The organism is Mycobacterium sp. ML4, from assembly GCF_054515735.1.
The window spans coordinates 182,530-203,289 of record NZ_JBTNSY010000002.1 but is presented as its reverse complement, the minus strand read 5'-3'; the positions used below and the strand labels follow the sequence as shown (position 1 = coordinate 203,289).

15 protein-coding genes and 5 pseudogenes are annotated in these 20,760 nt (G+C 66.5%); 9 read left to right on the top strand and 11 right to left on the bottom strand.

Annotated elements, in window-relative coordinates:
• Nucleotides 1-22: 22 nt before the first annotated feature.
• Nucleotides 23-1,438, top strand: a complete 1,416-nt coding sequence (locus ACX9NE_RS02945) for a class II fumarate hydratase (protein ID WP_459359881.1) — start codon at nucleotides 23-25, stop codon at nucleotides 1,436-1,438.
• Nucleotides 1,439-1,543: 105 nt separating this feature from the next.
• Nucleotides 1,544-2,557, top strand: coding sequence for a hypothetical protein (locus ACX9NE_RS02940; protein ID WP_459359882.1), 1,014 nt, complete (start codon nucleotides 1,544-1,546; stop codon nucleotides 2,555-2,557).
• Here ACX9NE_RS02940 and ACX9NE_RS02935 read toward each other — a convergent pair.
• From ACX9NE_RS02935 to glyA, 5 genes are all read right to left on the bottom strand, one after another.
• Nucleotides 2,526-4,034 (bottom strand): adenylate/guanylate cyclase domain-containing protein, encoded by a 1,509-nt coding sequence (locus ACX9NE_RS02935; protein WP_459360059.1) that lies wholly within the window; start codon nucleotides 4,032-4,034, stop codon nucleotides 2,526-2,528. The two genes, ACX9NE_RS02940 and ACX9NE_RS02935, sit on opposite strands and share 32 nt — an antisense overlap.
• Before the next feature lie 34 nt (nucleotides 4,035-4,068).
• Nucleotides 4,069-4,944, bottom strand: coding sequence for a polysaccharide deacetylase family protein (locus ACX9NE_RS02930; RefSeq protein WP_459359883.1), 876 nt, complete (start codon nucleotides 4,942-4,944; stop codon nucleotides 4,069-4,071).
• Between the two features lie 134 nt (nucleotides 4,945-5,078).
• On the bottom strand, nucleotides 5,079-6,380 hold the full coding sequence (locus ACX9NE_RS02925; protein WP_459359884.1) for a PhoH family protein: 1,302 nt from the start codon (nucleotides 6,378-6,380) through the stop codon (nucleotides 5,079-5,081).
• Nucleotides 6,381-6,624: 244 nt separating this feature from the next.
• Nucleotides 6,625-7,452 (bottom strand): acyl-ACP desaturase, encoded by an 828-nt coding sequence (locus tag ACX9NE_RS02920; protein WP_459359885.1) that lies wholly within the window; start codon nucleotides 7,450-7,452, stop codon nucleotides 6,625-6,627.
• Between the two features lie 132 nt (nucleotides 7,453-7,584).
• Nucleotides 7,585-8,865, bottom strand: coding sequence for a serine hydroxymethyltransferase (gene glyA / locus ACX9NE_RS02915; protein ID WP_459359886.1), 1,281 nt, complete (start codon nucleotides 8,863-8,865; stop codon nucleotides 7,585-7,587).
• Between the two features lie 134 nt (nucleotides 8,866-8,999).
• Here glyA and coaA point away from each other — a divergent pair, with 134 nt between their 5' ends.
• The 3 genes and pseudogenes from coaA (at nucleotide 9,000) to ACX9NE_RS02900 (ending at nucleotide 12,496) form a co-directional block, all read left to right on the top strand.
• The gene (coaA, locus tag ACX9NE_RS02910; protein WP_459359887.1) at nucleotides 9,000-9,938 is read left to right on the top strand and encodes a type I pantothenate kinase; all 939 of its coding nucleotides are present in this window, start codon (nucleotides 9,000-9,002) and stop codon (nucleotides 9,936-9,938) included.
• A gap of 188 nt (nucleotides 9,939-10,126) precedes the next feature.
• The gene (locus tag ACX9NE_RS02905; protein WP_459359888.1) at nucleotides 10,127-11,692 is read left to right on the top strand and encodes an FAD-dependent monooxygenase; all 1,566 of its coding nucleotides are present in this window, start codon (nucleotides 10,127-10,129) and stop codon (nucleotides 11,690-11,692) included.
• A 262-nt stretch (nucleotides 11,693-11,954) separates the two neighbouring features.
• A pseudogene (locus tag ACX9NE_RS02900) lies at nucleotides 11,955-12,496 on the top strand (type I pantothenate kinase).
• A gap of 26 nt (nucleotides 12,497-12,522) precedes the next feature.
• Here ACX9NE_RS02900 and ACX9NE_RS02895 read toward each other — a convergent pair.
• From ACX9NE_RS02895 to ACX9NE_RS02880, 4 genes and pseudogenes are all read right to left on the bottom strand, one after another.
• Nucleotides 12,523-13,470: pseudogene (locus ACX9NE_RS02895) on the bottom strand (PE family protein); the annotation flags it as partial.
• Between the two features lie 167 nt (nucleotides 13,471-13,637).
• Nucleotides 13,638-14,051: a hypothetical protein gene (locus ACX9NE_RS02890; protein WP_459359889.1), complete on the bottom strand. Its 414-nt coding sequence runs from the start codon at nucleotides 14,049-14,051 to the stop codon at nucleotides 13,638-13,640.
• Nucleotides 14,052-14,307: 256 nt separating this feature from the next.
• The gene (locus tag ACX9NE_RS02885; RefSeq protein WP_459360060.1) at nucleotides 14,308-15,399 is read right to left on the bottom strand and encodes a methyltransferase; all 1,092 of its coding nucleotides are present in this window, start codon (nucleotides 15,397-15,399) and stop codon (nucleotides 14,308-14,310) included.
• Between the two features lie 102 nt (nucleotides 15,400-15,501).
• A pseudogene (locus tag ACX9NE_RS02880) lies at nucleotides 15,502-15,921 on the bottom strand (PPE domain-containing protein); the annotation flags it as partial.
• A gap of 116 nt (nucleotides 15,922-16,037) precedes the next feature.
• Between ACX9NE_RS02880 and ACX9NE_RS02875 the strand changes: the two are divergent.
• A pseudogene (locus ACX9NE_RS02875) lies at nucleotides 16,038-16,202 on the top strand (amidase); the annotation flags it as partial.
• Nucleotides 16,203-16,216: 14 nt separating this feature from the next.
• Here ACX9NE_RS02875 and ACX9NE_RS02870 read toward each other — a convergent pair.
• A complete protein-coding gene (locus tag ACX9NE_RS02870) occupies nucleotides 16,217-16,411 on the bottom strand; it encodes a hypothetical protein (protein ID WP_459360074.1) in 195 nt (64 codons plus the stop codon).
• Between the two features lie 203 nt (nucleotides 16,412-16,614).
• A complete protein-coding gene (locus ACX9NE_RS02865) occupies nucleotides 16,615-18,378 on the bottom strand; it encodes a PE family protein (RefSeq protein WP_459359890.1) in 1,764 nt (587 codons plus the stop codon).
• A 461-nt stretch (nucleotides 18,379-18,839) separates the two neighbouring features.
• On the opposite strand from ACX9NE_RS02865, the gene ACX9NE_RS02860 reads away from it, so the two are divergent.
• From ACX9NE_RS02860 to ACX9NE_RS02850, 3 genes and pseudogenes are all read left to right on the top strand, one after another.
• Nucleotides 18,840-18,974 carry a hypothetical protein gene (locus ACX9NE_RS02860; RefSeq protein WP_459370680.1) on the top strand — a complete coding sequence of 45 codons (135 nt, stop codon included), beginning with the start codon at nucleotides 18,840-18,842 and terminating at the stop codon, nucleotides 18,972-18,974.
• Nucleotides 18,971-19,324, top strand: a complete 354-nt coding sequence (locus ACX9NE_RS02855) for a hypothetical protein (protein ID WP_459359892.1) — start codon at nucleotides 18,971-18,973, stop codon at nucleotides 19,322-19,324. The genes ACX9NE_RS02860 and ACX9NE_RS02855 overlap by 4 nt, the downstream gene beginning before the upstream one ends.
• 157 nt (nucleotides 19,325-19,481) lie before the next feature.
• A pseudogene (locus ACX9NE_RS02850) lies at nucleotides 19,482-20,716 on the top strand (IS110 family RNA-guided transposase).
• Nucleotides 20,717-20,760: the final 44 nt, after the last annotated feature.

Genomic DNA, 20,760 nt, shown 5'->3' with positions numbered 1-20,760 from the left:
CCCCCACGCAAGGATCTGATGTATGGCCGACTCAGTCGTTCAAGAAGGCGAATATCGCATCGAGCACGACACCATGGGCGAGGTCCGGGTGCCGGTGAACGCGTTGTGGCGTGCGCAGACCCAACGCGCGGTGGAGAACTTCCCGATCTCGGGTCGCGGTTTGGAGCGCACCCAGATCCGCGCGCTGGGTCTGCTGAAAGGCGCTTGCGCGCAGGTGAACAAGGACCTGGGACTGCTGGACCCGGCGAAGGCCGACGCGATCATCGCCGCGGCCGCCGAGATCGCCGACGGCAAGCATGACGACCAGTTCCCGATCGACGTGTTCCAGACCGGTTCGGGTACCAGCTCGAACATGAACACCAACGAGGTGATCGCGTCGATCGCGGCCGCCAACGGGGTGAAGGTGCACCCCAACGACGACGTCAACATGTCTCAGTCGTCCAATGACACCTTTCCCACCGCCACCCACATCGCGGCGACCGAGGCAGCGGTAAGTCATCTCATCCCGGCGCTGGAGGTACTGCAGGGTGCCCTGTCGGCCAAAGCGCTGGAGTGGCAGACGGTGGTCAAGTCGGGCCGCACACACCTGATGGACGCCGTGCCGGTGACCCTCGGCCAGGAATTCAGCGGATACGCCCGCCAGATCGAGGCCGGAATCGAACGGGTGCGCGCCACCCTGCCGCGGCTGGGCGAACTTGCCATCGGCGGTACCGCGGTGGGTACCGGACTCAATGCGCCCGAGGGGTTTGGCGTGCGGGTGGTGGCGGTTCTGGTGGAATCGACGGGCTTGTCCGAGTTGCGAACGGCGACAAATTCTTTCGAGGCGCAAGCGGCACGTGACGGGCTGGTGGAGGCCTCCGGCGCACTGCGCACCATCGCGGTGTCGCTGACCAAGATCGCCAATGACATCCGATGGATGGGTTCCGGCCCCCTGACCGGTCTGGCTGAAATACAACTCCCGGACCTGCAGCCGGGTAGCTCGATCATGCCGGGCAAGGTGAATCCGGTTCTGCCGGAAGCGGTTACCCAGGTGGCCGCGCAAGTGATCGGCAACGACGCCGCAGTCGCGTGGGGCGGTGCCAGCGGTGCTTTCGAGCTCAACGTCTACATCCCGATGATGGCCCGCAACATCCTCGAGTCGTTCAAGCTGCTGACCAACGTGTCAAAGCTGTTCGCCGAGAGGTGCATCACCGGACTCGTCGCCAATGTCGAGCACCTGCGTGAATTGGCGGAGTCCTCGCCGTCTATCGTGACACCGCTGAACTCGGCGATCGGGTATGAGGAGGCGGCCGCGGTGGCCAAGCAGGCCCTCAAGGAACGGAAGACGATCCGCCAGACCGTCATCGACCGCGGTCTGATCGGCGACAAGTTGTCCCTCGAGGAGCTCGATCGCCGGCTCGACGTCCTGGCAATGGCCAAGGTCGAGCCGATCGACTAGTTCTCGAGGCGGGTATTCGCGTGCGTCACGCAGGTACCCTGCGGTGGACGCGGTTGTGTGGCTATCTCGGTAGAGGCAGCCGGCGAGAGTAAGGGTGATTGAGTAATGACGGTTCCCCCCGGCGGTCCCTATGGACAGGACCCATACGGTCAGGATCCCTACGGCGCGAATCCGTATGGGCAGCAACCGTATTGGGGCGCCCAGCCGCAAGGCCAGCCTCCGGGCCAGCCGCAGGGCCCGCCGCCCGGCCAGCCCGGTTCCTACCCCTATCCGCCACCCGGCGGCCATTACCCGCCGGGCACCGACCCCTACGGGGTACCCGGTGGTTACCCGCCTCAGCAATTCACCCAACCCGGACAACAGATTCCGCCCGGCTGGCAGCCGGGGCCTTACCCACCGCCGACCGGCGGGAACTCGAAGCTGCCCTGGCTGATCGTCGCCGGCATCGCGGTGCTCGGCGTCATCGTGCTGGTGGTGATCCTCGTGGTTGCCCTGAACAGCAACGGCAACGAGTCGCCGAACGCCGGGCCGTCAGGTACGACGAGCGCGGCGACGTCGGGACCCGAGACCTCGATGCAGACCGCCACTGACTGCACGCCCAACGTCTCCGGCGGTAACAAGCCCACCGGCGACACCGTTTCGGCCGGCAAGCTGTCCTTCCCCACCAGCGCGGCTCCGGGCTGGTCGCCGTATACCGACGACCAGAACCCCAACTTGATCGACGCGGTGGGCTTGGGCGCCGAAGTGCCCAACGCCAGCCAGTGGATGATGCAGGTCGAAGTCGCCGTCACCAACTTCGTGACCAGTATGGACGTCAGTGCGCAGGCGTCGAAGTTGATGGACTGCGTTGCCAACGGCCCCGGCTACGTCCAGTCCAATCCCACCCTCGGCCCCAAGAAGACGTCCGCGACGACGGTCGACGGCGTGAAAGCCGCGCGCGTGGATGCCGACGTCACGATCGCCGACACCAGCCGCGGTGTGAAAGGCGACACGGTGACGATCATCGCGGTCGACACCAAGCCGGTCACCATCTTCCTGGGCGCGACGGCCATCGGCGACAAGGCATCCGCTGCCATTGTCGACAGAGTCATTGCGTCGCTGAAGGTCTCGAAGAAGTAATTGCCCGGCCGTCGGCCACCTCCGGGTTGCTCGGCGTCCAGACGTGCGTGGGCTCCGAACGGCCGCGCAGCACGGTGGAATAGCACTCATGCCATCGCGTGCGCTCTGCGGGCACGGCGCGATCAATCGCCGCACCAGAGCACAGGATTCGGTGCTGGGAGGTCTTGGCCAGATCGGCCAGCCGGGCGGCTTCGTTGACCGCGTCACCGATCACGGTGTACTCGTAGCGGTTCTCGGCACCGATGTTGCCCGCAAAGACCCGTCCGGCCGAAACGCCGATGCCGAAATCCACCATGGGAAGGTGGCGCAGCTTGCCGCCCAGGGCACGCGCCGTCCCCAGCGCTGCCGCCGCCGGTTCATCGGCACGCAGCGGCGCACCGAAGATCACCAGAGCGGCGTCACCCTCGAACTTGTTGATCAGTCCCTGGAATTCGTCGACGGTGTGCACGACGATGCGGAAGAAGTCGTTGAGCACGGCAGCAACCTCTTGCGGCGGAAGGCTTTCGGTGAGCTGGGTAGAGCCCACCAGGTCGATGTAGAGGACCGCCGCCTCCACCACGTCACCGGACAGCGTGGCGCCCTCCTCGAGGGCGCGACGGGCGACGTGGGTTCCGACATGACGGCCGAACAAGTCGCGAATGCGGTCCCGTTCTTCGAGCCCGGTCACCATTCGATTGAATCCGCTTTGCAGTCGCCCGATTTGGGAGCGCTCATAAACTCCGACGTAGGTGTCGATGTGACCGTGCTCGACCTCCGCCATCGCATCGGCGACCTCGGCGACCGGATCGGAAATCGATCGCGAGGTCAGGATCATCGTCGGCAGGCCCAGCAGCAGCGCCGCCAACGACACCACCAAAATCGGCACATCCAGCGACGCGGACCTGTCGATCAGCCAGCCGAATGAGCGCAGCACGACAAAGGTCGCGATGACACCGATGGGCAACGCACTGCACAAGAACCAGAGCAAGACCAGGCGCGCAAACACCCCGGGTACCGCCAACCGCGGTTCACAGCCTCGGGTGGCGACCGCCATGATCGGCCGCAACGTACGTTGGGTCAGCAGCAGGCCGGTGCCGGCGGCGGCGGCCGCGCCGATCACCACACCCAGCACCAGGGGCACCAACAGCGAGGCTCCGCCGTCACGGTTCACCAGCATCATCACCGCGCCACACAGCACCCAGGCCGCCGCCAGCACAGCCGATTGCCGGCCGGCCAGTTTCATCGCGGCATCGCGCTGCTCGGGAGTCGGTTGATCACCGGCGACGTACCAGCGCAGCGTGGGACCGAGGATCAGCCGGCCCGCGATCGCAACCGAGACCGTCCCCAGCATCACCAGCAGCACCACCAAACCCGTGTTCTTCTCTGCGAAGTCCGCATCGGCGAGAGTGGGGGTGCGGCCGCGCAGCGGAATGAGGATCGCTGCCGCGTCGACGACGGCGATGAGGTAGGCGAGCGCCAGGTCGGTTGCGTACCGGATCGACAGCCGCAGAGCAGACTTCGGCGACTCTGCCTCAGGCACCGTTGTTCGGCCCGCCCGAGTTCTGCCCGGGAATATCGGTGATCGGGAAATTGGGCATGGGTTTGGGCGACGGGGTGTTGGGCAACGGGGGGATTTCGCTGGGCGGGATGTCGTGTAGCTCGTTGACGGGCGGACCGTTGTCCCTTCCGCCATAGCTACTGCCCGGTGCCCGTGGACCCAGCAGCTCGCTGACCGTCACCAACCGGTAGCCGTTGGCCTTGAGCACCGGTATGAACTGGTACACCAGATCGACAGTGCTCGAGTAGGTGTCGTGGAACAGCACCACCGAGCCCGGCTTGATCTGTGACATCAGCAGCTGTCGTGTTGCCGCGGTGTTGGAGTCGTTCGCCCAGTCGAACGGGATGACGTCCCAGAGGATTTCCGCCAGGCCGAAGCCTGCGGCGACCTGACGCACCGCGGGATTGGAGAGCCCGCCGGCGGGCCGGTACAGCGTGGGCTTGACGCCCGTCGCGGCAACGATCGCGTCGTTGGCCCGGGAGAACTGGGCGGCGATGTCCTCCGGCGGAATCGTCGTCATGTTCGGGTGCTCCCAGGTGTGGCTGCCGAGCTCCATGCCGGCGTCGACCACCCGTTTTGCGCCGGCCGGGTTGGCCGCCACTTTGTTGCCGATCTCGAAGAATGTCGCTTTGCCGTCGTTGTCCTTGAGGATCTGCAACAACCGGTCGGTGTAGGGGCTCGGGCCGTCGTCGAAAGTCAGCGCGACACACCTGACCACCGCACAACTGGGGTTGTCCGCCCGGGTGATGTGGCCGGTGATACTACCGATCACCAGCACCGCAGCCGCGGCCACCACACCGACGACCATGCGCCAATAACGCCAGGCTTGATTGTCGGGTCGTTTCGGCACTGGAAAAGTTTACCGAACATCTAGGGCGCGACCTCGACGTCGAGTGTGCGGTGGCGGCTTCCGGTGTGCGTACAGGGCGCGATTCCGACGGATTTTCCGCCGTGGACGCACACCTGAACGCCGCGGAGGCACCGTCAGTGCGGTCCGGTAATTTCCTCGAGCATCTCGGTGACCAGCGCGGCAATCGGTGACCGCTCGCTGCGCAACAGGGTGATGTGGGCGAACAGCGGGTGGCCCTTGAGCTTCTCGATCACCGCGGCGACACCGTCGTGCCGTCCGACCCGCAGGTTGTCGCGCTGCGCGATGTCGTGCGTCAACACCACCCGGGAACCGGTGCCCAGGCGCGACAGCACGGTCAGCAGCACATTGCGCTCGAGGGACTGGGCTTCGTCGACGATGACGAACGAGTCGTGCAGCGAACGGCCCCGGATGTGCGTCAGTGGCAGTACCTCGAGCATGCCGCGAGACAGCACCTCATCCAGCACGGCCGGGCTGGCCAGGCCTTCGAGCGTGTCGAAGACGGCTTGCGCCCACGGGCCCATCTTGTCGCTCTCGCTGCCGGGCAGGTAACCCAACTCCTGGCCGCCTACGGCATACAGCGGGCGGAAGACGACCACTTTGCGCTGGGTGCGACGTTCCAGCACCGCTTCCAGCCCTGCGCACAACGCCAGGGCGGACTTGCCGGTGCCTGCCTTGCCGCCGAGGGACACGATGCCCACCGATTCGTCGAGCAGCAGGTCCAGGGCCACCCGCTGTTCCGCGGAGCGGCCCCGGAGCCCGAACACCTCGCGGTCGCCCCGGACCAGCTGTACCCGTTTGGCCGGGGTGACCCGGCCCAGCGCGTGCGAGCTTCCGCCGAGCAGGCGAATGCCGGTGTGGCACGGCAGGTCCCGCGCCTCAGCCAGGTCGACCTCGCCGTCGGAGAACAGTGCGGCGATGTCTTCGGCGGCCGTCTCGATCTCGTGCATGCCGGACCATCCGGAGGCGACGACGTCCTGCGCGTGATACTCGTCGGCGGCCAGACCGACCGCGGCGGCCTTGACCCGCAGCGGAATGTCCTTGCTCACCAGCGTCACTCGCTTGCCCTCTGCCGCGAGATTGGCCGCGCAACTCAAGATGCGCGAGTCGTTGCTGTCGGTCCGGAAGCCCGCGGGAAGCACCGACGGGTCGGTGTGATTCAACTCGACATGCAGTGAACCACCCTGTGTGCCAACGGGAATCGGCTGATCGAGTCGACCGTGTTCCAGTCGCAGATCGTCGAACAGGCGCAACGCCTGGCGCGCGAACCAGCCCAGTTCATGGTGGTGGCGTTTGGCTTCCAGTTCGCTGATCACCACCAGCGGAACCACCACCTGGTGCTCGGCGAACCGGCTGCATGCCCACGGGTCGGACAGCAGAACGGAGGTGTCAAGCACGTACGTCCGGGTTTCGGTCACGGGGCGCTCCTCGAGCGAATAACGCCCGGGCGGACCCACCAGAGCGTGTCGGCGGGGGCCGCGGCACCAGGACCGGGGCCGGTCCTGCCTGTTCGACGACCGTAGTCGTGACGGAAGGTGCCGCCCTGGCAGCAGAGCAAATCGCTGGCCATCAACGCCGACGCTACCCTTGCCGTCGCACCCCTGCAGCGCAGGCGCGCCGAGACACTATCGAGACACGCAACCGCAACAAATCTCAGCCGTGCTAGTCGCTGACGAATCGCTTCAGCGCAGGCTCATCGGCCAGGCCCCACGCCGTGATCCGCTCGGAGATCACCTGCTCCAGTTGGCCCCGGTCGAAGATGCCGGCGTCGGCAACTGCCTGCAACTTGTCTCGATAGGCATCGATGTCGGCGCCCGGAACGTCGAGCTCGGCGGCACGCGCGGCGATCGCCTCGATCACCTCATCACGCGAGTAGTCCAACAGGTGAGTGATCAGGTTGGCGAAGAACTCCTCGTGCCGTGCTTCGTCTCTGGCGATCCGGTCGATAAGTCCGGCCAGGATGGGTTCCTCGATCTGCGCGGCCAGGTTGCGGCAGAACGTGCCGTAGGCGCGCTCAGAGAAGGTCATGTAGACGAGGGTGTCGATCTGCGAGTACTTCTCCGCGCGGTAGCCCTTCATCACGTACTCGACTCGGGCCTCTTCGTTGGCGGTCGGGTCGACCTCGCGGGTCACCACCAGGTATTCCCGCAGCGCGATGGCGTGCAGGTGCTCCTCGGCCGTCCAGCGACCGATCCAGCGGCCCCAGTAGTCCTCGAGGATGAAGTGTTCGACGAACTCGCGATGATGGGCCGCCAGGTTGTCCTTCAGCAGCAGCATGACTTCGCACGCGTCGGTGATCGGCCGGGGCAGCGTCGCCTGGGACGGATCCCAGTCGCGCCCGCCGAGGAACGCGAAGTTCTCACCGCGATCGAACGGTACGTAATCGTGGGCGAACCAGATCTCTTCGGTGGCGAGGTGGTGGGCCAGCAGGGACTCCACCACGGGCTCGAGTTCGCGGGTCAGCGCATTAGCGACAGGTTTCTGTGCCATGCGGTTACTGTAACCCGCATTTACAGGTTCTTTCAAATTCCTGTTGGCGTGTCGCGCCCTCCTGTCCGGACAGACGCAAAATCCCCTTTTCGATGCCGGAAAGGGGGATTTTGCGACTGCGCGAGGGAGGAGCTAACGCCCCACCAGGGTCCAGTCTTCGATTCCCTCGTACAACGGAAACTCCCTGGCCAGCCGCGTCACCCGGGCCCCCAGGTCAGATACGTCCGCTGAAGTGCCGGCAGCAAGCGCGGTGGCGATGATGTCGGCGACCTCGGCGAACTCGGTGTCCCCGAACCCCCGGGTGGCCAGCGCGGGGGTACCGATGCGCAGACCCGACGTCACCATCGGCGGCCGCGGGTCGTTGGGGACGGCGTTGCGGTTCACCGTGATACCGACCTGGTGCAGCAGATCCTCGGCGGCCTGACCGTCGAGTGGCGAGTTACGCAGGTCAACCAGCACGAGGTGCACATCGGTACCGCCGCTGACGACCGATACGCCCGCCTTGGCGACATCGTCGGCCAGCAGTCGCTCCGCGATGATGCGCGCACCCGAAAGCGTGCGCTGCTGGCGCTCCGCGAATTCGGGCGTGCCGGCGATTTTCAGTGCGACCGCCTTACCCGCGATGACGTGCATCAGCGGTCCACCCTGCTGGCCCGGGAACACCGCGGAGTTGACGGCCTTGGCATAGGCCTGCTTGCCCAGGATCATGCCCGAGCGGGCCCCGCCGAGCGTCTTGTGAATCGTGGTCGACACCACATCGGCGTGCGGCACGGGCGATGGGTGCAGCCCCGCGGCGACCAGACCGGCGAAATGCGCCATGTCCACCCACAGCTTGGCGTCCACTTCGTCGGCGATCGACCGGAACGCCGCAAAGTCGAGGATGCGCGGGTAAGCCGACCAGCCGGCGATGATCACCTTCGGGCGAAACTCCAGCGCCTGTGCCCGCACCGCGTCCATATCAATCAGATGCGTCGTCGCATCGACCCCGTAAAAGGCGTTCTCGTACAGCTTGCCCGAGAAATTCAGGCGCATGCCGTGGGTCAAATGGCCACCGTTGGCCAAGTCCAGGCCCAGCAGACGTTCGCCGGGCGACATCAGCGCATGCAGCACGGCGGCATTGGCCTGGGCGCCCGAATGTGGCTGCACATTGGCGAAATCGGCGCCGAACAGCTGCTTGGCCCGATCGCGCGCGATGTTCTCGACCACGTCGACATGCTCACAACCGCCGTAGTACCGCCGGCCCGGTAAGCCCTCCGCGTACTTATTGGTGAGCACGCTGCCCTGGGCCTGCAATATCGAGCGCGGCACGAAGTTCTCCGAGGCGATCATCTCGAGGGTCTCGCGTTGCCGCCCGAGTTCCTCGGCCAGGAGCTCTGCAATGTCGGGGTCGACCTCGGCCAGCGGGGCGGACATAACGGACGAAGTAACGCGGGCACCAGGAGTAGCAGTCACGGGCTTCAGTCTATCGATGCCCATATTGCACAGCTGAGCCGCGTTTTCACCGGCCCCACGGTAAGTGCCGCCCTCGTTGCTGAGAGACTTGCACCATGCCGCGGCCGAGCGAGCCGAGCCCCTATGTCGAGTTCGACCGACGGCAATGGCGCGCGCTCCGCATGGCGACCCCGCTGGCCCTCACCGAAGAAGAACTGGTCGGCCTGCGCGGGCTCGGCGAACAGATCGACCTACTGGAGGTCGAAGAGGTCTACCTTCCGCTGGCCCGGCTCATCCATCTGCAAGTGGCCGCCCGTCAACGACTGTTCGCCGCCACCGCGGAGTTCCTCGGCGAGCCGCAGCAAAACCCCGACCGTCCGGTGCCGTTCATCATCGGCGTGGCGGGCAGCGTGGCCGTCGGCAAATCCACCACGGCGCGCGTACTGCAGGCGCTACTGGCGCGCTGGGATCACCATCCCCGGGTCGACCTGGTGACCACCGACGGTTTCCTCTACCCCAACGCGGAGCTTGAACGACGAAACCTTATGCACCGCAAAGGCTTTCCTGAGAGCTACAACCGCCGGGCGTTGATGCGGTTCGTCACTTCGGTGAAGTCCGGATCCGATTACGCCTGCGCGCCGGTCTACTCACATCTGCGCTACGACATCATCCCCGGCGCCAAGCACGTGGTGCGCCATCCCGACATCCTGATCCTGGAAGGTCTGAACGTGCTGCAGACGGGTCCGACGCTGATGGTGTCAGATCTGTTCGACTTCTCGCTCTACGTGGATGCCCGCATCGAAGACATCGAGCAGTGGTACGTGTCACGGTTCCTGGCGATGCGCAGCACCTCGTTCGCCAACCCCGAATCACACTTCCACCACTATGCGGCGCTATCCGATCCGCAGGCCGTCGTCGCGGCGAAGGAGATCTGGCGGTCGATCAACCGGCCCAACCTGGTCGAGAACATCTTGCCGACCCGGCCGCGAGCCACCCTGGTGCTCCGCAAGGACGCCGATCACTCCATCAATCGGCTGAGGTTGCGCAAGCTGTAGCCCGCGTCGACAACAATGGTCGGCATCGACCATTCCTGTGCAATGTGCATAAGCGCCGAAGCACAAGCCACCACGCAGCAAGGTCTGATTGCTTTCCGCACGGCGCCCGACACCGGTGATCCGTCGGAGGTTTTGGCGTCGGCTCATGCGCGGGTGACCCGCCGTCGCGTTCCGGTAGATTCCCGCCCGTGGCTGATGTGGTGATCGCCGGGGGTGGCCCGAACGGGTTGATGCTGGCCTGCGAACTCGGACTGGCCGGCATCCGGCCGGTGCTGTTGGACAAAAGTCCCGGACCCAACATGCAGCCACGTGCCGCGGGCATCGTCGGCCAAGGAGTCCGGATCTTTGATCACCGCGGCCTGTACCACACACTCGCGGAAACCACAGATCCCCCGCGGCCGGCCCCCGGCTCGTTTTTCGCCGGCTTCGGATTCGGTTTCGCCGAGCTGCCGAATCATCAGCTGTACACGCTGCGGGTGGAGCAGCCCAGGCTCATCGAGGTGCTGGTCGCCGCCGCCCGGAAATTTCACGTCGACTTTCGCTGGGGTCACACCTTGACCGACTTCGAACAAGCCGACGACGGCGTCGTGGTGCACGTCGCGGGCCCGGAGGGGCCCTATGAGGTATCAGCCGAATACCTGGTCGGCGCCGACGGCGGTTCGAGTCTCACGCGCAAGCTGGCCGGCATCGATTTCCCGGGGATGTCGTCGTACGACGTGACCGAGCATGTGACGTTCGGAGTGTTGCCGCCCCTGGACTGGATTGATCCCGGCACCGAAGCGCTGAACGTCCCAGGGTTCGGCGCGATCCCGCCGCGGCAATACTTTCGCACCGAGCGGGGCATCTTCGGGTGGGGCCTGAAGCTGACGGACCGTGCCGGGGCATTCACTATCGAATTGGATAGCGCACCGCGCGAGAAGCCTGACGTGAGCGACGGCGACAACGGGCCGGCGAGCATCGCCGAACAGGAAGCCAGCATCGAGCGCGTGCTCGGCGTACCTGTGCCGCTGCAGCTCGAATCCGCTGACATGCCACCCGATCTGCGTCGTTACCGCGGCGTGAACTCCAGGATCGCGTCGCAATACAGGCTGGGCCGGGTCATTCTGGTGGGCGATGCCGCGCACGTGCAACCGCCGCTCGGCGGACCAGGACTCAATCTGGGTCTGCAGGATGCGGTCAACCTCGGCTGGAAGCTGGCGGCAGTACTCGACAAGCGCGTCGGCGCCGAGCTTCTCGACACCTACGAAGTGGAGCGCCGGCCTGCCGCCGAGCGGGTGCTCATGCACAGCCGCGCCCAACTGGCGCTCATTCGCCCCGGAGCCGAAATCAACGCCTTGCGCGAGCTCTTCAGCGAATTGCTGGCGCAGCCGGATGTCGTCCGTCACCTCGGGGACCTAGTGTCGGGCGCCGATATTTGCTACGCGACCGGCTCCGGCAACCATCCTCTCGTCGGGCGCTGGGTGCCCGACTCGGCTGTCGCGAACTCCGTTGGAACGACCCGCATCGCGGAACTCGCCCGGTCCGGGAAGCCGTTGCTGATTGATCTGACCGAGCTGGGTGTGGTGAACACCGCGGCCGCCGCCATCACGGACCGGGTCATCGTCGCAGCGGGCCGTCCGGTTGATGGACTTTCGGCGACGGCGTTGCTGGTACGTCCCGATGGCTATGTGGCCTGGGCGTCCTCGTCGCAGACGCCCGACCTGGACGAACTCGACCGCTCGCTCAAGTCGTGGTTCGGTGCCAGCCTGGCCTGACCGGCCGGTGTCGCCCGAATGGCGGACCCCCGTTGTCCGCCGGTCGTACTAGCCGAAATTCGTCCCGCCGGCCACCGACCGGGGGATAACGCACGCGCGTGAGACGAGGCATCGTGGTGTAGCTGGGCATTTCGGCTTGGCACTTCACTAGCGATAAGGAGGCGAATGATGAGCCACGAGATCCTTTTCCAAGAGACGGACGCCGCGTACGCGTGGGCGGTCTTTGTGGTCGACGACGTCGACGCGTGACAACCCTGTCGGCCTGACGCGGCCGAGCGAGCCGAGCCCCTATGTCGAGTTCGACCGACGGCAATGGCGCGCGCTCCGCATGTCGACACCGCTGACCCTGACCGAAGAAGAACTGGTCGGTCTGCGCGGCCTCGGCGGGTAGACCGATCTAATGGAAGTCGAAGAGGTCTACCTGCCGCTGGCCCGGCTCATTCACCTTCACGTCGCCGCACGCCAGCGCTTGTTCGCAGACACCGGCGGAATTCCTCGGCGAGCCGCAGCAAAGCCGCGACCGTCCGGTGCCGTTCATCATCGGCGTGGCGGGCAGTGTGGCCGTCGGCGAATCGACCACTGGCCCCGCATCCAGACATCCTGATCTTGGAAGGGCTGAACGTCCTGCAAGCCGGTCCGACGTTGATGGTGTCGGATCTGTTCGACTTCTCGCTATACGTAGACGCCCGGATCGAGGACATCGAGCAGTGCTACGCGTCGCGGTTCCTGCCGACGCGGCCTCAGGGGACCTTGGTGCTGCGCAAGAATGCCGATCACTCCATCAACCGGCTGCGGTTGCTGTAGCAACGAGCCCAAGATCAAATTGGCGATGCGCCGTGCTTGCCAGGCATCCCCAGCAGAATCCCGGCGCTACCCCCGGCCCCGCCGATCCCGCCATTAGCTCCGTCTCCGCCGTTTCCGCCGTTTCCGATCAGCCTGGCGTCGCCGCCGTTGCCCCCATTGCCGCCCAAGCTGCCGCGACCGCCGCCGGAACTGCCCTTGCCGCCCGCGCCGCCGTCACCGTAGGAAAGCCCGCCATTGCCGCCGTCGCCTCCTGAGCCACCGGGTTGGCCGTCGCCACCGCCCTTGCCACCGTCCCCCCCGCCACCACCTTGCCCGAACAGGAAGGCATTGCCGCCGGCACCGCCGAGGCCACCGGAGCCTGCGACGGCGTGACCGCCCGCACCCCCGCTTCCCCCGGTTCCCCACAGCAACCCTCCAGCGCCACCGGCACCCCCGGCTAGGCCAGCCCCTGTTCCGCCACTGCCGACGCCGCCGTTCCCCCCGTTGCCGCCGTTTCCGATCAGGCCCGCTGCCCCGCCGGCACCACCGGGCTGATCGGCTCCGCCGTTTCCACCGTTGCCCCCGTTCCCGAACAGCAGTCCACCCGGGCCACCTGCCTGCCCCGGCCCGCCGTTGGCGCCATTGCCGACCAGTGGACGTCCAAGCAGCGCCTCGGTGGGCGAATTCACCGCATTCAGCAGACTCTGCTGGACATTGACGATCTCGGCGCTCGCATACGCAATCCCGACAGCGTTCAATGCCTGCACAAACTGGGCATGAAACGCCGCAGCCTGACCACTGAGGACCTGAAAACTCTGGCCCTGCGCGCCGAACACCGCAGCAATGGCTGCTGACACTTCGTCGGCTGCGGCTGCCACCACACCAGTAGTCGGGAGCGCCGCAGCCGCATTGGCCGCATTGATCTTCCAGCCGAGATTCTCTAAGTCTGTGGCCGCTGCCGCTACCATGTCTGGCGCCGTATTTACGAAAGACATAAGCGCCTTCTCCCAGCATCTTGGCTGGCGTCGCCATCTGGCCCGCGGCAACGCCAGAAGAGGCAAGTATATCGATCGGCTGCCCGGCCGCAGGCTGTAATTGGCCGATACGGAACGCGGTCCGCAACTACTTCAGCGGAGGCGCCCCGTATCGGCGGGAAGGGGAGCTATGCCGCCAGGCGGCGCACTCCTAGGTACTGCAGGCCCGCGAACACCAGCGTGTAGACGCCGCTGGCCAGCGTCGCGGCGACCCCCACTGTCGTCAACGGCACCAACTCCGCGGCAACGATCGCCGCGACCGTGTAGAGCAGATTTGCCACGACCACACCAAGTCCGGCGCGACGCAGGTTCGGTAACGCGGCCAGGCTGAAGACCGCCAGTCCGTAGAGGACGAAAAAAGCGCCCATGCTGTATTCCTGGCCGGACGTCAGACCCGTCAGCCGCGAAACCGGGTCGGCAGCGGCGGCGACGGCCAGGCCCATCAATCCCGTCAAGGTGGCGTCGGCTCGCATCGCGAACCGAAGCAGCGAGTCATTGGAGTCGGACAGCGGACGGGCCTGCACACCGGAAATTGCGGTCATGTTCGGATCTCCTTGGGCTTGGGGGGCGTTGGTTCGGGTCGAACACCGTTGACGGTGCCCTTCGCGCACTGCCAGATCGACCCACGGCGCTGCCAGTTACTGCCACGCACCCGCTGAACAGCTATTTCACCTGCGGGGTCGCCCCCGCGGCGACCGAACATCGCCACCACCGACGTCGACGATCCGCCTCATGCCGCAACGAGGGCCTTTGTCGGCGCTCCTCCCGCCCCGGGATCGCCCACTATTGAGCGCCCTCCTAGACCGCTTGCGCCTCGACGACACTGAACGCTGACGCCGTCTGGACGACCCGTGTCATCTGAAAGTCGGCCCGTGTGAGGAGTCGCTCGTATTCGGATGCGGTGCGCTCACGGGCGGAGGTCAAGACCAACATTTCCAGGTCCAGCCACTTGCCGGGAAACTCGCGGTCGTGTGGGGGAATCACCAGTTCGACCAGCAGCACGGTCCTGCCCACATCGGCGGCCTTGCGCACGTTGCGCAGGATGTGCAACGCCTCGTCGTCGGGCCAGTCGTGGATCACGTTCTTGAGCACGTACGCATCACCACCGCCAGGCACGGCGCCAGGATCGAAGAAGGATCCCTCCGCAATCTGCACCCGGTCGGCCACTGCGTGTTTCTCCAGCACTGCCGGGGCTCCGGCCACCACCTGGGGTAGATCGAACAGGGTGCCGTGTGCGTGCGGCGTGGCAGCCAGGATTGCCGCCAGCAGCCGGCCCTGCCCGCCGCCGACGTCGACGACCGTGGCGTACGGGCTGAAGTCGTAGCCGGCGATCACCGATGCGATCGCAAGTTCGGAGCCGCTCGACATGGCCTGGTTGAAGATTTCGGCCAGGTCCGGCTGTCCGGCCAGGTAGTCGAAGAAAGGCATGCCGCGCAGGTCGGGGGCCACGGCGCGCCCGGTTCGGATCGCGCCCGTCAGGTGGCTCCAATGCTCGCGGTGCTGCGGAGAACCCAACCATCGGGCAAAACCGGCCAACGACACGTCAGCGTCGCTACGCAGGGCGCTTGCCAGCGGGGTCAAGTCGTAGCGGCCATCGTGGCGCTGACGGAAGATGCCGCGCGGTATCAGGGCTCGAAGAAGCCGTCCCAGACCGTCGGCGTCGGCGTCGACCGCGGCCGCCAGCTCCTGCACCGTCAGCGGCCCGTTGGCCAGCGCGTCCGCGATGCCGAGGTCGGCCGCCGCGGTGATGGCCTGGGCAGCCCACGTTTCCATGATCATTTCCAGCATCGCCACCGGCGGCGGAACCAGCCGCCGATGCAGCCGATCGAGGCGATGCCGGGCAATTTCTATGCCCCGCACAATCTTCGCCGGTGCCATTTTCGCTGTCATGCGTGCTCCATCCGCGCGCGCATGACTTTCATGCGCGCATTCCAAGCACACCACGATGAGGACGGGCCGGTGGTTCACCGGCAGCGGCTTAGTCGCGACCTCCGCTTCGACCGCGACGGTGCTCAGCCACTGCACATACCGTGCGGCCACAGAGGTCGTCGCGCGCGACGTGGTGCCCTGCCACGAAGCCCCGACCAGGTCCGAAGTCAGCGAGCCGAACGAGGACGCCGCCGAACCTAACTGGGTCGCAAGTCCATCGCACGCCGCCGCAGCAGCCAACATCGGGCCTGATCCAGTGCCGCACCTATCGAGCGCGTGGCCTGCAAGTCTCGCCCGGTGTCGAAGGCAAGATCGACTGGCCACTCGGCCGCCGGGGCGTGGCCAAGATCCACGCTGTTTGGCGGGAAGTAGTACCCGCGGTGTGGCCGCGGGTGGACGGCCCGATGTCGAGGATTGCCAGATAATCGTCGTCTTCGTAGATTCGGACGGCGGTGCTCGACCGGCTGCAATCGCCCAGCACATGCAAGACATGTTCGTACGGTGCTGGGCCGCGCGGAGGACGCGGCGGCAGCCGGTTCTCGCGATCTCGCGTTTGCCGGTGGGCGGAAAGGCGGGCGGAAAGGCCCGAATGCTGGCCGGCGAGTTGTCTGCCCCGCTTGCTGCGCGGTCTCAGCGACGATGCGGATGCCATGGCCCATCCGGAGCGACTCGAAGCGCGCACCCGGTCCATCGCCCGTCTGTGCTCCGTCTTCTCCGACCAGCGCATGGCCGCGCTGCGAACGGCCGAGGCCGCGCTGGTGTCAGGAGCCGGCCTCGATCAGTGGGCCCAGGCGGCGAGTTTGGCCGCCCGCGGGATTGCATGCGCCGGGCTGGTCGAGGGCAGCTGGCGAGACGTGACCGTAGTTGTGTGCTGTATCAGCTGCTCGAGCAACCGGGCGGCCGCCGCGCCGTTGAAATACATCCGCGTGACCGTCGGATAGGGACCGAACAGCCAGTCAAAGTCGTTGGCCACCATGCTATTCGGATCGATTGCGGCGTCCGCACTGCCGGTCCGGCGGCAGCTTCGCAACACGTCCCACAGCGCCACTCCACGCGACTAGAGCGCCGCCAGGCGCTCGGAATATGTCGCTGTGCAGTCACATTCGTGAGCTCTGCAGCGATTGGCCAGAAAGCGTTGCGCGGGTTGGCATATGCTGGCCGTCCTCTAGCCGGGTGTCAGCCCGGTTGACCATCGGCCCCAGCGGCGCCAAACCCTCCAGGATTGCCGGGGTTACCATTAACTACCCCAGATCCGGCTGCGCCTCCCGCACCGCCGGTGCCACCGGCTCCTCCGCCACCCCCGGCGCCGCCTGCGCCGTCCACACCGGAAAAGCCGATCAATCCACCAGCGCCGGCCGCGCCGCCGGCGCCACCGATGCCACCAGTACCGCCCGCACCACCTGCGCCGCCGTCGCCTCCGTCACCGCCGTCACCACCGAAGTCGCCGCTAAGTAGGACGCCACCGTCTCCTCCCGCGCCGCCACCGCCGCCTGATGAGCCGGTGCCACCGACACCACCCGCACCGCCAGCACCTCCGTTGCCGCCGATGCCGGCCAGCAGCCCACCACGACCACCGGCACCCCCAACGCCGCCGGGTCCGCCGGTACCAGCGTTATTGGCGCCCAGACCACCCGAACCGCCGTTGCCCCCGCCCCCGGGAGTGCCGCCTTGGTTGCTTTCCGGGCCGCCTTGGCCGCCGGCGCCGCCGGCGGCGCCCGTGCCGCCACGTCCTCCTGCTCCGCCATTGCCCGCGAAACCGGCACCCGTACCGGCAGGCGAGGCGAGGCCCCCGTCGCCACCGGCACCACCCGGGGCTCCGGCGCCACCATCCCCTCCGTTACCTGCGTTGCCCCCGAAGGCGTTTCCAGCGCCCGCGTTGACGCCGACACCACCTGCTCCCCCGTTACCGCCAGGCGCACCGGTGCCGCCGTTGCCGCCATTGCCCCCGTTGCCCCCGGTCACCGGGCCATTGGCGAAGTCTGCGCCGTCGCCACCGGCGCCGCCGTTGCCACCGGCCTGCCCGGCCACGAGGGCACCGGACTGTCCGTTGCGGCCGGGTTCGCCGCTGCCGACTACGTTGGCGGCGCCACTCTTACCGTCTGGCGCCTGGCTGGTCTGGTTGGGCGTGGGGTTGACTCCATTGGCTCCAGCACCGCCGACCCCACCGGCGCCGCCATCCCCACCGTTGCCGATCAGCCCCGCGTCACCGCCGGCGCCCCCTTTGCCGGCGAGCCCACCGGTCACCGCAGCGCCGCCTACGCCCCCGCTGGCACCACTACCGAAGACCCCGCCGCTGCCTCCGGTACCACCGTTGCCGCTGACCGTGGTGCCCACTCCGCCGGCGCCCCCGGCGCCACCATTACCGAACAGCCAACCGTTACCGCCCGCACCGCCCATGCCGCCGGCGCCGGCGGCGTGAACCCCACCGACACCACCGCTGCCGCCGTTGCCAATCAGCCCCGCGGCGCCGCCGTTGCCGCCGCGCCCACCAACACCAGCCACACCGGACCCCCCGTTGCCGCCGTTGCCCCACAGCAGTCCGCCGGGCCCACCATCTTGCCCGGTACCCGGCGCACCGTTGACGCCATTGCCGATCAGCGGACGGCCCAACAACGTTTGGGTAGGCGCATTGATCGCGTTCAGCAGCATCTGTTCGACGGTGACGGCCTCGGCTCCCGCATACGATTTCGCACCTGACGCCAACGCTGAGAGGAACTGCCGGTGAAACGCCGCCGCCTGAGTGCTGACGATCTGATACTCCACAGCATGCGAGCTGAACAACGCCGCAATGGCCGCCGAAACCTCATCTTGCGCAGACGCCAGCACGCCCACGGTCTGGGCAGCTGCCGCGGCGTTGGCATCATTGAGCGCACAACCGATACCGGCCACCTCGGCAGCGGCCGACAGCAACCGCTCGGGCGCCACCATCGCAAATGACATCAAACACCTCGCTCCGCTAATTCGATCTGACAAGTCGTGCGTTGATGCCGGGCCCGAGCTGGGTTGAGGAACCCAATGCTGTTGTCGAGAAGGCGATTGAGGTCATCGCGTTCTAATTTAGCCCGTAGTTCCCGCTGTGGAGCAGCTGCGTGCGAGACGTCACCTACGCGAAGACCACTCCCAAATCCGCACCGGCAACCGACCCCACGTCATGGCCGCCCTGCGCAACGCCGCGATCGGACTACTCCGCCTCGACGTCCACGACAACATCGCAAAAGCCCTGCGCCACCACGCCAGAAAGCCATACAGGCCCCTAGGTGTCATTTCAGTCCTTGTTCAAACGAGTCCGGGAAGCCGCTGGCCTCGCTGTTCGCGGGAGGGCACGGCCCCCGTCTACACGGCTTCACCTTCGCCACCGTGCACAGACCGCGGCCTATGCCCACGGCGGTGACCCCGACCGGGTGCTCTCGCTGCTGGCCACCTGGCTGGGGCACTCCGATGCCGCCCACACCTACTGGTATCTGACCGCGACCGGGGAACTCATGGCCCTGGCCGCCGGCAAGCTCGAACCCATCTCCGAAAGTGAAATGCTATGAACGCCTTGGCCATTAGTCTGCAAACCTACTTCGCGACCTCCGCCCCTATCCAGCGTGACGTGGCAGCCAACACCATCGCCTCCTACCGCGATACCTGGCGGATGCTGCTGAAGTACCTGACCACCACACTCCGGATTCCCGCCGACGCGCTCGACTTCGACGTCGTCACCGCAGCGCACGTAACCGGGTTCATCGACCACCTAGCTAGCGACTCGGGGGCGTTGCGCTCCTCCGTGGTGGACGAAAAGTCCCCTGTCAGCTGCGGTTGGCAGGTGGTTGTGTCCGACCAACTCCGAGGTAATGCTGAAGGGGTGTTTCGGTCGACCCCGGTCGGACTATGTTGCCGCTGAGCCCGCAGGCTAGCGTGGGGCGGAGGGCACAATTTTGTCCACGGGTACCGTGCAATGTTGCCTGCGAGCACGAGTGTCAGATTCCTGTTTCACCCCGCTCTCCCCGAAACACCCTCCAATGCAGCGGAATACGAGTGTCGCGAGGAAGTGGTCAGTGATGGAAGTCATACATCCGCGGTGCGCAGGGATTGACTGTTCGAAGAAGGACGCGAAGGTCTGCGTGCGGATCCAGGGCCAGAGCGCACGCGCGAGGTCAGCGACGGTGAGCACCTGGGGTGCCACGACGGGGCAGATCCTGGCGCTGCGCGAGCACCTAATCGCGCAGAAGATCAGTTGCGTGGTGATCGAGTCGACCAGCGACTACTGGAAACCGTTCTACTACCTGCTCGACGACGGCTTGGACGTGGTCTTGGTCAACGCCGCCTCGGTGCGTAACCTGCCCGGCCGAAAGACCGACGTCTCCGATGCGGCGTGGCTGGCCGATCTGGGCGCCCACGGGCTGGTGAAGGCATCCTTCGTCCCCCCGGCCCCGATCCGGGCGTTGCGGGACCTGACCCGCACCCGCACGGCGATCACCCGCGAACGCACCCGCGAAGTCCAACGGCTCGAGAAGCTACTCGAAGACGCTGGCATCCTCGGTGGCCACCGAGATCACCGGGGTGTCCGGGCGGGCCATGCTCGAAGCGCTGATCGCCGGCCAACGCGACCCCGCTGCGCTGGCTGAGTTGGCCCAACGCCGGCTGCGCTCGAAGATCCCCGCCCTGACCGCAGCGCTGACCGGCCGGTTCACCGACCACCACGGGTTCATGGCCCGGCTGTTCCTGGACCGCATCGACACGCACAGCGCCGACATCACCCGCCTCGATGAGCGCATCGAGGCGGGTGATGGAGCCCTTTCGCCCCGCCCGGGACCTGCTGATCAGCATCCCCGGGTTCTCCCGCATCGTCGCGGAAGTCTTCATCGCCGAAACCGGCGCCGACATGAGCGTGTTCCCCTCCGCCGGGCACCTGGCATCCTGGGCCGGATTGTCCCCGGGATCCAACGAGTCCGCCGGCCGGGTGAAGTCCACCAAGACCCGGCCCGGCAACCGCTACCTCAAAGGCGTACTCGGAATCGCCGCGCTCTCGGCGGCACGTTCGAAGAACACCTACTTCTCCGCGAAATACAAACGCATCGCCGCCCGCCGCGGACCGATGCGCGCCATCGTCGCCGTCGAACACGCGATGGTCATCGCCGCCTGGAACCTACTCACCAACGGCGACTTCTACCGCGACCCCGGCGCCGACTACTACACCGCACTCCGACCCGCCGCTGCCAAAACACGAGCGGTCAACCAACTCCAAGCCCTCGGCTACCGCGTCACACTGGAACTACTCACCGAATCCGCCTAACCCACCCAAAGCCCAGGTCACCCGTTCTGGTCAACTAAATTTCG